Below are 14,445 nucleotides of genomic sequence, written 5' to 3'. Positions count from 1 at the left end.
ATTATTACAAACTTGTAACTATTTGTCTATAGTAATAATTCTATACCATAAATTACCATAAATATTTTTTAATCATAAAGAGCTTAAAACTCAGTTATATAGCCAATCTATATCTTATTAAATAATTTTATATTTTTTAACTTTTTTGTAACTTTTTAGAATCCTGTTGAACCAAATCCACCTTTTCCTCTTTCAGAATCACTTAATTCTTTAACTTCTTCTATATTAATCTCGTATATAGGTTTTACTACCATTTGAGCAATCTTCATATGTTTTTCAACTTTAAAATCATTTTTTCCATGATTTATTAATATGATTTTAAGCTCTCCTCTATATCCTTCATCAATAGTTCCTGGTGTATTTAACACAGTAATTGAATGTTTTAAAGCAAGTCCACTTCTAGGTCTCACTTGTGCTTCTGTCATAGCAGGAAGTTCTATACATATTCCAGTTTTAATAAGTTTAGTCTCTCCAGAAGGTATTACAACCTCCTCTATAGAATACAAATCCATACCCGCATCACCTTTGTGAGCAAAATTAGGTATTATAGCGTCGTCATTTAATTTTTTTACTTTTAAATTGTACATTTTATATCTCCTTTCAATTTCCTATAAATATTATAACTTAAATTTCAGCCTCTTGAAGTTTTTTATTTTTTTGTGGTAATATAATTATTAGTGTTTTAAAGGAGGATTTTTTATGAAACTTGTACTTGCTGAGAAGCCATCCGTTGCAAAAACTATAGCATCATTTTTAGGTGCAAAGACTAGACAAGATGGTTACTTTGAAGGAAATGATTATATAATTACTTATGCAGTTGGACACTTAGTATCATTATATGATATGAAAGATTATGATAAAGATAAGTATTCTGGCTCTTGGAAAATGAATAATTTTCCATTTGTGCCTGAAAATAAGTTTAAATTCAAAATTGATAGTTCTAAAACTAAACAATTCAATACTGTAAAAAAACTTTTAAACAGAAAAGATGTGGAATATGTAATAAATGCCACTGATAATGACAGAGAGGGAGAACTTATAGCATTTTTAATATTTTTACTTGCAAAAAATAAAAAACCAGTAAAAAGAATCTTGGTAAATGAATGGACTCCAGAAGACATTACAAGGGGTATAAAAAACTTAAAAGATGAAGATGAAATGAGAAATCTTCAAGCTGCTGGATATACAAGACTTATTACTGATTGGCTAATTGGAATAAACTTCACTTCTGTTGCTACATTAAAATATGGAAATGGAAAATTATTAAATATAGGTAGAGTAATTCTTCCAACAGTCAAATTAGTCTATGATAGGGATATGGAAATACTGAATTTTGTTCCCAAAACTTATTATGAGGTAGAGGGTCATTTTAAAGCTGAAAATGGTGAATATAAAGGTAAATATATTAAAGGTAAAGAAAGTAAATTTGATACACTTGAAGATGCAAATAAAATCATAGCTTCAATTACATCTCAAACTGGCAAAATACTAGATAAAAAAGTTACTATGTCAAAAGAGTATGCACCAAAACTTTTTAGTTTAACATCACTTCAAGGATATATAACTTCTAAGTACTCTAATTTTACCTCTGATAAAGTTTTAAATGTCTGTCAATCTCTTTATGAAGGTAATGGTAAGGGTGGGTATATAACTTATCCAAGAACCGATTCTATTTTTTTAGAAGAAAGTTTAGCTTCAAAGGCTTCTCAAACCTTAGAAAAATTAAAAGTTGGTCTTGAATATGAAAATAAAATTAAATTTTCTAAAACAAAAAGGGTCTTTGATTCATCTAAGGTAGATTCGCATAGTGCTATAATTCCTACTTATATAATACCCAAAAATTTATCTAAAGATGAGCAATTGGTTTATGATGCTATAAAAGATAGATTTATAGCAAATTTTATGCCTCCTGCTGAATATGAGAACACAGAAATTAAAACTAAAGTAGATGATTGCACTTTTTTAACAAAAGGAAAAGTACTTAAATCAAAGGGATACCTTGAGGTATATAATAAGGAAGAAAAAAACGATTTACTTCCATTTGTAAACAAAGATGATATTGTTGATGTCTTAGAGATAAAGCCATTAACTAAACAAACAACACCCCCTAAATCATATACTGAAGATACACTTTTAAAAGCTATGAAAAATTGTGGTAAAAATGTACCTGAAGAAGATACAACTGTACTTTCAGGATATTCAATAGGAACATCAGCCACACGTGCCGATGTACTAAAAAAAATAAGTCAGGTTGGCTATGTAAAGAAAAAAGGCAAATCTTACTTTATAACAGACCTTGGAAAAAATTTAGTTGAAATTTTTCCTGTTAAGGACTTATTTGATGTGGACTACACTGGTAAACTTGAAAAAAGTTTAAGTGATATTCAAAAAGGTAAATACACTAGAAAAGAATATCTTACTCATATTATTAGTTTTATATATCAAAATGTTAATATCATAAAACAGGATGCTTCAAAAAATATAAATACAGAGGCTTATACTTTTGATTCAAAAACTAAAAAATTTACTAAGGTAAAAGCAAAAGATTCAAAAAATAGCTCAAAAAAAAGTTTGACTGATTCTGAAAAGGAAATTGCTGTATCAAAGGATACAGATATTAAAAAAGAAAATAAAACTAATAATGAAAATACTTCTCTTGGTAAATGTCCTATTTGTCAAGGTGATGTCCTTGAGTTTGATAAAGGATTTGCTTGTAAAAATCATAAAGAGTGTAAGTTCGTTATTTGGAAAAATGACAAATACTTAAGTCTCTACAAAAAGAAAGTTAATAAAACTATGGTCAAAAATATTTTAAAAAAAGGTGAGACCAAAGTAAAATCTTTAACTTCTAAAAATGGAAATAAATTTGATGCTACATTAAAATACAATAAAAATCCAGATACTGGCTACTTCAACTGGAAAATAGAATTTGAGAATTAAATAATATTCATAAAAGCAGAAATAGCAGTAGTATAATATTAGATATATTATACTACTGCTATTTCTGCTTTGTGTAAAAATTCAACTTTATAATGATAGCTTCTCCTATGTACATTTAAACTAATTTTTTTACTATTTCTGATAGTTTAAGTGTATGTTCATCTAATAAAGTTAGCTCTTCATCAGAAAGATTTGATAGTTTTTTTACTATAGACTCTTTAAGAATAGATTGTACAATATCAAATAATTCAAATGCTTTATCTGTCAATTCAACTCTAAGAACTCTTCTGTCTTTTGGGTCAGGAAATTTATTTACTAAATCATGCTCTACCAATCTATCAATAATTGGTGTCATATTTGATTTTAATATTCCTAAATTAGAAGCTATTTGAGAAATTGATGATGAGTTTGATGTCATAAGATAAAGAATTACCTTTGCATGTGATGGAGCCATTGGACATTCTCCAAAATACTCTTTCATCATATCTGAGTTGTTTTGAAATTTTTTTAACAAATCGTTTTCTTTGAATATATTATTTTGAAGTACAAATAAAAAGTCTAAAAAAGAGTCCGCTATTTTAAGTATATTATCATTATCCATATTTGTAACATCCCTTCAATAAATACTGTAATAAAATATTCATTATCTATTATAGTATAAATTATAAACTATTAATAAATTTAAAACAAGAAAAAGTTATTGACTCATAATAATTATAAATTTATAATCAAATTAGAGAATTATAAAATGCCAAAAAAGGGAAGTTTTTTAATTAGCCTAAAACTAAACTTAAATTATAAGACACTTTAAATTCTACAACAAGCTAGTGTAAAATATAATAGGAGGATATATGAAAAGATATTTAGTAGTTTTTTTAATGTGTAGTTCACTATTCTTAGTTGGATGTGGAAAAACAGATGAACCTGAACCAGAAAAACCTATAGCAGTCTCTGTTCAAAAGGCAGTAGGTGGAGAAATAGAAAATACAAATGCTTTCTCAGGAACTACAAAAGTTAAAGATGAGACATCAGTTACTGCTCAAACTGCTGGCACAGTTCAAGAAGTTTATGTAAAACTTGGGCAAAATGTAAGAAAAGGTGATGATTTATTGAGTATAACCAGTGAAGATCTAGAAAACAGTGTAAAACAGTCTAAAGCATCACTGGATTTAGCAAAAGCAAGTTATGCAAGTGCCACTGGAGGTGCATTAGAAGCTCAAGTAAATCAAGCAAAAACAGCTCTTGATAGCGCAAAACTTCAATATGATGAATCCCAAAGAAATTATGACAATAATAAGGTTCTTTATGAGCAGGAAGTAATTAGTTTAGACCAATTCAAAAAAATAGAAGTTGCTTTAGAGCAATCAAAACAACAACTAGATTCTGCACAAAGGGCATACAATACAGCAACTTCAAAAAGTATACCTCAAGCTAAATCACTTGCTAAAAAACAACTTGACCAAGCCCAAGTATCATATAATTTAGCAATGAGTAACTTAGATAAGTTGACATTAAAAGCTCCAGTAGATGGAACAATCACAGCCAAAAACTTTGACTCAAAAGAGATGATAACACAATCACAACCAGCTTTTGTTATTTCTAATCCTAATATATTAGAAGTAGACTTAAATGTAGCAGAAGCAGATATAGCTAAATTTAAAAAGGATGGCAATGTAGATGTTGTCATTGAAGATCAAAGAGTTTTAGGAAAGATAGATTATGTTCCCTCAGTAGTTGACCCTCAGACATCTTTATATCCTGTTAAAATACTTGTTACTAATACTAACAACAAATTTAAGGCAGGAATGTCTGCACAAGTAAACTTAAGTGTTGAAAAAGAAAATGGAGCTGTTACAGTACCTAAAAAAGCAATATTTGAAGAAAATGGAAAAAAATATATATACATAGCAACTAAAGATAACATAGCAAAGAAAACATTAGTTCAAACTGGAATTGTAACAGAGGATAAAATAGCAATCAAAAGTGGTGTAAGTGAAAAAGATACAGTGGTTATTGGAGGGATAAGTCTTATTTCTGATGGAACTAAGATATTTCCTGTAGAAAAGGAGAAATAGTATTATGAATTTAACACATACTTCCGTTAAGCGTCCTCTCACAATCATAATGGTCTTCTTAGTTTTAATAGTTTTTGGTGGTATTGGATATAAAAAAATGTCAATAAATCTAATGCCTGATATAGAAATACCTGTTGTAATGGTTATGACTACTTGGACAGGTGCAGGTCCTCAGGACGTTGACGAACAAGTTAGCCAAAAAGTTGATGAAAGTTTATCAGCTGTTTCAAATGTAAGCTCTACTATATCAAGTTCACAAGAAAGTGTTTCTATGGTCGTAGCTCAATTTGAATTTGGAACCAACTTGGATGAAATAATGAACGATGTTAGGTCTAAAGTAGATGCATTACAAACTAGCTTACCAGATGATGCAGCTAAGCCAACAGTACTAAAATTAGATATGAATGCACAAGCTATAGGTCAGCTTGTTATATCTGGTGGAAACAATAATGCACAAGCACTAAGAAAATACGCTGAAGATGTAATTCAGCCTAAAATAGAATCTATAGATGGTACTACATCAGCAGACATTAAAGGTGGAGAAAAAGCTCAAGTTAATGTAATAGCTGACCCATCAATTCTTTCAAATTATGGAGTTAGTTTGTCAACTATAAAAGGTATTTTATCATCTAGTAATAAAACATTCCCTTATGGTTCAATTACTCAAGGTGAGGATAAGATAGTACTAAGATCAATTGATAAATTAGAATCTTTAGATGATATAAAACAGATTCAAATTCCTGTAAAAGGAGGAAACACAGTTAACTTAGATACTCTTTGTAGTGTAGATTATGGATTTGCAGACAAAGATAGTATTTATAGATACAACGGAAAAAGCAGTTTAGTAATAGATATTTCTAAGCAACAAGATGCAAATACTGTAAAAGTTATGCAAGATGCATATAAATATGTAGATGAATTGAATAAAGAAAACCCACAATTTAAAATTAAAATTGCTAATGATACAAGTGCTTACATAAGCGAATCAATAAACAGTGTAATGAGCAATTTACTTATAAGTGCAGTTATTGCGTTTATAGTAATCTTTGCTTTCTTAAAAAGTGTAAGGGCTTCATTAGTTGTTGCAGTTGCAATACCAATTTCTATAATAGGAGCAATAGCTGTTCTCTATTTTACAGGTGAAAGTTTAAACCTTATCACTGCAAGTTCATTGGTAATTTCAGTTGGTATGGTTGTTGATAATGCTACAGTTGTAATTGAAAACATATTTAAATACAGGAAAAGTGGCCGTTTGAGTATTGATGATTGTGCTATTGAAGGTACAAGAACTGTTACCAATGCAATATTAGCATCAACATTGACCACTATAGCTATCTTCTTACCTATTATGTTTACAGAAGGTATAGCCAAAATAACATTTGGGGCTTTAGGTAAAACACTTATAGCTTCCCTAGCCTTCTCTTTTATAGGCGCAATTACTCTTGTTCCTAGTGTATTTGCAAAACTAAGTAGAGGTAAAAGTAGTGAAAAAATGAAGGAAAAAGATAGCCCTATATTTGATAAGGTAAGTGAAGGATATAAAAGATTACTAAGTGTATGTTTAAGACATCAGAAATTAGTAGTAATATCAAGTTTACTTATATTTGTAGCTTCTCTATTTGGAATGAGCTTTATAGGTATGGACTTTATGCCTGCAGCAGATAAAGGAGAATTGGCTATTTCTATAGAACTTCCAAAGGGTCTTAGCTTAGAGGCTAATGATTATTATGTGTCTATGACAGAGAAAAAAGTTTCAGATATTCCAGAAGTCAAGACATTAATAACAAGTTTGACATCAGACTCAAATAATAATGGTGCAAATATAGCAATTGAATTGGAATCTCAAAAAAATAGAAAGAGAACTACTGATGAAATAGAAAAAGAAATAATTGATAGAGTTGCTACTGTTCCAGATTGTAAAATAAATGTAAGTCAAAATAGTAGTGTTATGGGCGGAACTTCAGGAGCAGACTTCACATTAGAGATGAAGGGCCCTGATTTGGATGTATTAAAGATATTAGGAAAAGAAGTTGAAAAAGAATTCAGTTCTATAAAAGGATTTAGAAATGTAGAGACTTCTCTTGCAGATACAACACAAGAAGCTCAATTTACAATAGACAAACATAGGGCTCAAGAATACGGTGTAAATACAGCAGAAATTGCAGGATTATTACGTACTGCAATAAATGGTGATTCAGTCACTACTGCCACTATTGATGACTATAAAGTCGATGTAAATCTAAAGTTTAAAGCAGATAGTATTGATAATCTAGAGGATATAAAACAGTTAAAAGTAAATTCTGCGACTGGAAATGAAGTACCTCTTGGAGCTTTCTCAGACATAAAAATGGTAGATGGTTTACAGTCTATATCAAGAACTGATGGTGATTTTTCTGTAAATATAACTGCAACACTTGATAATTTAGATGCTGGTACTGCTACAAAATTAGCATTAGAAAAAACTAACAAGATGCTAATCCCTAAAGACTACTCTATTGGTGTTGGTGGAGAAACAGAAATGATGAATGAATCTATGGCCAGTCTTGGATTCTCAATGGTTATAGCCATAGCACTTGTTTATATGGTAATGGTAGCCCAATTTGAATCATTTAGTAAACCATTTATAATAATGTTCTGTGTTCCATTTGCATTTGTTGGAGTTGTACTTTCTCTTTTGGTAACTGGTCAAAGTTTAAGTACTGTAGGTATGTTAGGTATAATCTTACTTATTGGTATCGTTGTTAACAATGGTATAGTTCTTATTGACTACATAGAGCAACTTAGAAAAGCAAATCGTAGCAATGATTTAATTGGATTGGTTTCAATTGGTTGTGCTGCAAGACTAAGACCCGTTTTAATGACAACAGCAACAACAATCTTAGGTATGTTACCAACAGCATTATCTCTTGGTGAAGGTGGAGAAACAATGCAACCACTAGCCGTAGTTATAATGGGTGGTCTTACTGTATCTACACTAATAACCCTAGTACTTATCCCTACTATATATTTAATATTTGATAAGTGGGAAAATAAGTTTTCAGATAAGATGCCTAAAATATTTGGTAAAATAACAGATAAAATAGGAGATTTAAAAGGAAAGATATTCAAAAAACCAAAATTAAAAGCTAAAATTTAAATATAAATGGAGGGCGATTGTATTGAATAAAAAAGTTAGTAAAATAATTGCAATTGGATGTGGTGTTGGTATAATAACAGCTAATTTAATGCCAGCCTATGCAAATGATAATACTTCTTCTATAAATAAAGTTGATAATGCTACCTTAAGTGACTCGACTAAAAGAACAGCTGAAAAAGAACTTTTAACTGCTAGAGATGCTGTTAGTGCTGCACTTAAAAATAGCGAAAAATTAAAGATGAAATCAGAAGAAATAAAAATGTTAAAAGAAAAACTAGAAGTACAGGATGAATTTGATAGTTTTACTGGAAGCGATAACTCATTTCCATATGACCAAATTGGACTTCTTAAAAATCAAAGCGAACAGGCCAAATATTTTATGGAAGACCAAATAGCTAATGATATTACTAATAAGTACAATGACTTAGTCTCAAGAGAAAATGAGTTAGATAAAATAAAAAATAATCTTGAGATAAAAGCTAAAGAAATTAAAGATATGAAACTAAAAAAGGATTTAGGTCTAGTGACATCATTAGAAACTGAATCAGCTGAGCTTGAACTTCAGACATTGCAAAATAATCAAAAAGCTAAACTTCAAGAACTAAAAAACAATCAAGATTATTTTAAGTTGTTGACTAATATAAATTTAGACAACTATCAATTAGATAAAGAATACCGTTTTGAGTCTTTTAGAGTGGGTGGTTCAGTTGATTCATACATGGAAGGTAAGGTTAATGAATACTTAAAGTATGACCAATTGATTTTAGAACGTACAGAAGAAAGTTTTAATGATGATGATGAAAATAAGGCAGATTTACCAGATAGACCTAACCTTACAAGACCAGTTGCTCCTACAAAACCAGAACAAGGTAGTCTAACTGATGATGAATATAAGGTTCTTATGGAGAAATATGCAAAAGATTTAGAGCAATATAAAATAGATGTTGCTGAGTATAACAACGAAAGACAGACTTATGCTGCTGGACTTACTACATATGCAAATTATCTTCAACAAAAATATAATACTGAAAATGGCTTAGTTACACTAGAGGATAGTAAAAAAGCTCTAAAAAAAGGCTTGATTGATAGCTATGCACAATTACTTGCTTTAGAAGATACAATTGGAACAACTAAAAAACAGCTTGAATTATCGGAAAAACAATTAAAAAATACTAAGTTAAGATATGATTTAGGATTGATTACTCTAACTGACTATAAAAAACAAGTAGTAAGCAATGAAGATGCCAAAAATAGCTATGATACACTTATTGTAAACTACAATTCATTAAAAAATGGTATAGAAAAACCTTGGATACTTAGTGATGGAAGTAAAAAGTAATACTGTTGTATAGAAACATTTATTTACTAAAATAAATTTGCTCAATAAAATAGAAAAAGAGTTGGCTTATTATTAGTTCAACTCTTTTTCTATTTACTAAAATATCATTGATTCTAAGAACACATATATTCTTCACCACAAAATAAAGTCTAAAGCTGAATTTAATTACTTTTTATCAAATGTTTCATCTATTTTACATCTGACCATGTTAACAAATTCTGAAATATTATATCCTTTCAGCTTACATCCACATTTAGGACAATAGTCTAACTTCCTAGATACTAATGCTCTACAGCTAGGTTCTGGGCATCTCATTTTAAGACTCTCTTCTACTACTTTAAATCCACATCGTGGGCATATACTACCTGGACGTGATGATACTTCTTTTCCACATTTAGGACACTTTGTCAACTTTATCCCCTCCAGTAAACTCAATTTAATTATTAGTTGAAATTTCTCTCTTACAATAATATATGCAACATAATTAAATAACGTTTCACCTACTATAATATAAATTATATTTTTTATAATAATATAAAATAAAAATCCCCTATACTCAATTTACAAATACTCTATTTGATACATTGATGTATAGGGGATATAATATTTTAGTTTAATTATATATTTATAATATATTATTATCTAGGATTTTTTATAGATGCTTGAGCTGCTGCAAGTCTAGCAATTGGCACTCTAAATGGTGAACAAGATACATAGTTAAGTCCTACACTATAACAGAACTCCACTGAAGATGGTTCTCCACCATGCTCTCCACATATTCCTAGTTTTAATTCTGGTTTAACTTCTCTACCTAATTTAGCTCCCATCTTAACTAACTTACCAACACCATTTTGGTCTAGTACTTGGAATGGGTCTTTTTCTAATATTTCTTCATCTACATATTGGCCTAAGAATTTACCAGCATCATCTCTTGAATATCCAAATGCCATTTGAGTTAAGTCGTTAGTACCAAAACTGAAGAAGTCTGCTTCTTGTGCTATTTCATCAGCTGTTAAACAAGCTCTAGGTATTTCTATCATAGTACCTACAGTATAAGGAACTTCTACTCCTTCTTCTTTTATTATAGCATCAACAGTTTCCACTATCATTTTTCTTATTATCTTTAACTCATTTACTTCTCCAACTAATGGAACCATTATTTCTGGAGATACTTTAACACCTGCTCTTATTGCTTCTATAGCACCTTGTATTATTGCCTTAGATTGCATTACACATATTTCAGGATAAGTTATTGCAAGTCTACATCCTCTGTGTCCAAGCATTGGGTTAAATTCATCTAAGTCAACTATTCTCTTCTTAATATCACTTACTTTTATTCCCATAGATTTTGAAAGCTCTTCTATAGTTTCATCATCATGAGGTAAGAATTCATGTAGCGGTGGGTCTAGTAATCTTATATTAACTGGCTTTCCATCCATAACTTTGAATAACTCTACAAAATCTTCTCTTTGCATTGGTAATATTTTTTCAAGAGCTTTTTCTCTTTGCTCTACTGTATTAGATAATATCATTTCCCTAACTGCTGGTAATCTTTCTTCATCAAAGAACATATGCTCAGTTCTACATAAACCTATACCTTCAGCACCAAATTCTATAGCTGCACGAGCATCTCTAGGATTATCTGCGTTAGTTCTAACCATCATACATTTATGCTTATCTACCCATTGCATTAGTTTTTCAAAGTTTCCAGTTAAAGAAACTTCTGTTTTCTTAACATCTCCTAAGTAAACATTTCCTGTAGAACCATCTATAGAAATGTACTCTCCTTCTTTTATAACTATATCATCAAGAGCTCTTACTTCTTTGTTAAACTCATCAACTTTTATTTCTCCACATCCAGCAACACAACATTTACCCATACCTCTAGCAACAACTGCTGCATGTGATGTCATTCCACCTCTAGCTGTAAGAATTCCTTCAGCCTTAACCATACCTTCTATATCTTCTGGAGATGTTTCTAGTCTAACTAAAACTACTTTTTCTCCCTTTTCATTTGCTTTTACTACATCATCAGCATTGAAGTAAACTCTACCACTTGCTGCACCTGGTGATGCTGGTAAACCTTTTGCTATAACTTTAGCTTCTTTTAAAGCTTTATCTTCAAATTTTGGATGTAATAACTGGTCTAATTGATTAGGCTCAATTCTCATTATAGCTTCTTTTTCATCTATTATTCCAGCTTCAACTAAATCAACTACTACATTTATTGCTGCTGCTGCTGTTCTTTTACCATTTCTAGTTTGTAATATATATAATCTTTCATTTTCTATAGTAAACTCTATATCTTGCATATCTTTATAGTGACCTTCAAGTATATGAGTAATTTTTACGAATTCATCAAATACAGCTGGCATTACTTCAGCAAGAGTTGATATATTTTGAGGAGTTCTTATACCTGCAACAACATCTTCACCTTGAGCATTCATTAAGAATTCACCAAACAATTTATTTTCTCCTGTAGCTGGATTTCTAGTAAATGCAACACCTGTACCACTAGTTTCTCCCATATTACCAAATACCATTGATTGAATATTTACTGCTGTTCCTAAATTATGAGCTATATCATTCAATCTACGGTATACGATTGCACGAGGGTTATTCCATGATCTAAACACTGCCTCTATAGCAAGCATTAATTGCTCTTTTGGGTCTTGTGGAAAATCACTTTTTATTTCTTTTTTGTATATTGCCTTAAATTCTTTTACTATTTCTTTTAAGTCATCAGTTGTAAGTTCTGTATCAACTGTGTATCCTTTTGCCTCTTTTATTCTATCTAGTACATTTTCAAATTTGTATTTTGGCACTTCCATAGCAACATCAGAAAACATCTGTATGAATCTTCTGTAACTATCATATGCAAATCTTTCATTTTGTGTAGCTTCTGCTAGACCAATGACACTATTGTCATTAAGACCTAAGTTAAGTATTGTATCCATCATTCCTGGCATAGAGAATACTGCACCAGAACGAACTGATACTAATAGTGGGTTCTTATTACATCCTAATGTTTTGTTTAAATCTTTTTCTAAAGTAGCTAAATGTGCTTCTATTTCTTTTATTATTTCTGCTCTTATACTTTCATTATTAACATAGTAGTCATTACATGCCTCTGTTGTTATAGTGAACCCAGGAGGGACAGGTAAGCCTATCTTAGTCATTTCTGCTAAATTGGCACCTTTACCTCCTAGTAAAGATTTCATGTCTTTGCTTCCTTCACCAAAACTATAAACATACTTAGTTTCCATTGTTAAATCCCCCATTAATCTTTTTTATTTTAATTTATATCATTTTTATTATTAGACATTTTATTAAATTTCTATTTCTTTATATATTTTTAGACCATTTTCTTTCATTATGTCTAAAATTATACCTGCAGTTTCTTCAATTGCTTTATTTGAAACATTTATTACTGGGCATCCAATTTTCTTCATTATCTCTTCTGAATAGTCTAACTCTTGAAGTATTCTTTCTAAGTTAGCATAATTAGCTTTACTAGATAGCCCTAAAGCTTTTAATCTTTGAGTTCTTATTTCATTCAACTTTTCAGGTGAATTAGTAAGACCTATTATCTTCTTAGTTTCTATTTCAAATACTTCTTTAGGAATTGGTATTTCTGGAACTAATGGTACATTAGCTACTTTTATATTTTTATTAGCTAAATACATACTTAAAGGGGTTTTAGATGTTCTTGATATTCCCACTAAAATTATGTCTGCTTGAAGAACTCCTCTAGGGTCCTTTCCATCATCATATTTTACTGCAAATTCTATAGCCTCAACTCTCTTAAAGTAAGATTCATCTAATTTTCTGATTATACCAGCTTCTCTTTTAGGTTTTCTTCCAGTTCTTTTACTTATTTCTCTTAATATATCAGTCATCAAGTCTATACAACTAAGACCTTCTCTTTCGCAATATCTTTCAACAATACTGCATAATTCTTCATCAACTAATGTATATACAATCAAAGCGTTTTCAGCTTTTGCATTTTCTAACGTTTCAAGTAATACTCCCTTATTAATCATATATGGAAATCTTTTTATTTCATAAGTTTCATTTACATAAAATTGTGACATACATGCTTTTGCAACTTGTTGTGCAGTCTCCCCTACTGAGTCTGATACTGCATATATAATTAGGTTTTTCACCAGCATACCTCCTTAATTGTCAACTATTTCTAAAAATAGCTTAGTTATGTTGGTTTTTGATATTCTCCCAACAACCTTCATATGATTTTTGTCTTCTTCTTTATATTCAACAATTGGAATCGAATCTACTTCATGTTCTATTATTTTTTTTGAAGCCAATAAAACACTCGCTCCCTTATTCAAAGTAACTACGTTTGGGGTTCTTGTCATTATCATACCTATTGGCATCTTATTTATATCAGAACCTCCTATAGTTGCTTTTAATAAGTCCTTTCTAGAGACAACTCCACATAATTCTTCATTTTCATCTATAATAACTATACTCCCTACATCAGATAAAAACATAGTGACTATTACATCATATATACTTTCATCTTTCTTAGCTAGTACAGGCATGCTCATTATATCTTCTACTGTTTTTTCTTTTATACTTTTACCAATTAGATTAATTTCACTAACTCCTGAATAAAAATATCCAACTTTTGGTCTTGCATCTAGTATTCCTGTCATTGTTAATATAGCTAAATCAGATCTAAGTGTAGCACGAGTCACATTCAAGCTGGAGGCAATACTTTCACTCGTTATTGGTTCATTTTCCTTAACTATATCTATTATTTTTAGTTGTCTTTCATTAAGCTGAATAATAATCACCTTCTTTCATTGTGCTATACTTTTTATCTTTTTGTATCTTATATAGTATATTATATAACTATATATACCATTCTGTAAACAGATTTTTTACTGAATACGATATATTTTTTACTAAGTTCTTTTGCTTAAAGATATTTA

General features: G+C 30.0%; 10 protein-coding genes. 4 read left to right on the top strand and 6 right to left on the bottom strand.

What is annotated here, in order from left to right; translation table 11 throughout:
• Nucleotides 1-155: 155 nt before the first annotated feature.
• Nucleotides 156-587 (bottom strand): dUTP diphosphatase, encoded by a 432-nt coding sequence (gene dut / locus KGF45_RS08020; protein ID WP_227828249.1) that lies wholly within the window; start codon nt 585-587, stop codon nt 156-158.
• Between the two features lie 112 nt (nt 588-699).
• On the opposite strand from dut, the gene KGF45_RS08015 reads away from it, so the two are divergent.
• On the top strand, nt 700-2,940 hold the full coding sequence (locus KGF45_RS08015; RefSeq protein WP_227828248.1) for a type IA DNA topoisomerase: 2,241 nt from the start codon (nt 700-702) through the stop codon (nt 2,938-2,940).
• A 115-nt stretch (nt 2,941-3,055) separates the two neighbouring features.
• Here KGF45_RS08015 and KGF45_RS08010 read toward each other — a convergent pair whose 3' ends face one another.
• Nucleotides 3,056-3,541: a MarR family winged helix-turn-helix transcriptional regulator gene (locus KGF45_RS08010; RefSeq protein WP_227828247.1), complete on the bottom strand. Its 486-nt coding sequence runs from the start codon at nt 3,539-3,541 to the stop codon at nt 3,056-3,058.
• 250 nt (nt 3,542-3,791) lie between these two features.
• On the opposite strand from KGF45_RS08010, the gene KGF45_RS08005 reads away from it, so the two are divergent.
• Genes KGF45_RS08005 through KGF45_RS07995 form a run of 3 tightly spaced genes read left to right on the top strand, consistent with a single transcriptional unit; the run spans nt 3,792 to nt 9,490 of the window.
• A complete protein-coding gene (locus KGF45_RS08005; protein WP_227842157.1) occupies nt 3,792-5,015 on the top strand; it encodes an efflux RND transporter periplasmic adaptor subunit in 1,224 nt (407 codons plus the stop codon).
• Between the two features lie 4 nt (nt 5,016-5,019).
• A complete protein-coding gene (locus tag KGF45_RS08000; protein WP_227842156.1) occupies nt 5,020-8,151 on the top strand; it encodes an efflux RND transporter permease subunit in 3,132 nt (1,043 codons plus the stop codon).
• Nucleotides 8,152-8,173: 22 nt separating this feature from the next.
• A complete protein-coding gene (locus KGF45_RS07995; RefSeq protein ID WP_227828244.1) occupies nt 8,174-9,490 on the top strand; it encodes a TolC family protein in 1,317 nt (438 codons plus the stop codon).
• A gap of 165 nt (nt 9,491-9,655) precedes the next feature.
• Here the strand turns inward: KGF45_RS07995 and KGF45_RS07990 are convergent, their stop codons facing one another.
• The 4 genes from KGF45_RS07990 to KGF45_RS07975 form a co-directional block, all read right to left on the bottom strand.
• The gene (locus KGF45_RS07990) at nt 9,656-9,901 is read right to left on the bottom strand and encodes a hypothetical protein (protein ID WP_227432629.1); all 246 of its coding nucleotides are present in this window, start codon (nt 9,899-9,901) and stop codon (nt 9,656-9,658) included.
• Nucleotides 9,902-10,128: 227 nt separating this feature from the next.
• The gene (ppdK, locus tag KGF45_RS07985) at nt 10,129-12,756 is read right to left on the bottom strand and encodes a pyruvate, phosphate dikinase (RefSeq protein WP_227842155.1); all 2,628 of its coding nucleotides are present in this window, start codon (nt 12,754-12,756) and stop codon (nt 10,129-10,131) included.
• Nucleotides 12,757-12,819: 63 nt separating this feature from the next.
• The gene (locus tag KGF45_RS07980; protein WP_227432627.1) at nt 12,820-13,662 is read right to left on the bottom strand and encodes a pyruvate, water dikinase regulatory protein; all 843 of its coding nucleotides are present in this window, start codon (nt 13,660-13,662) and stop codon (nt 12,820-12,822) included.
• Between the two features lie 6 nt (nt 13,663-13,668).
• Complete coding sequence (locus KGF45_RS07975; protein WP_227828242.1) at nt 13,669-14,307, bottom strand: helix-turn-helix transcriptional regulator; 639 nt, start codon at nt 14,305-14,307, stop codon at nt 13,669-13,671.
• Nucleotides 14,308-14,445: the final 138 nt, after the last annotated feature.

The organism is Clostridioides sp. ZZV14-6154 (assembly GCF_020657785.1).
GTDB lineage: Bacteria > Bacillota > Clostridia > Peptostreptococcales > Peptostreptococcaceae > Clostridioides.
Note: the sequence above shows the minus strand (reverse complement) of the source record. Positions and strands in the feature narration are given on the sequence as shown.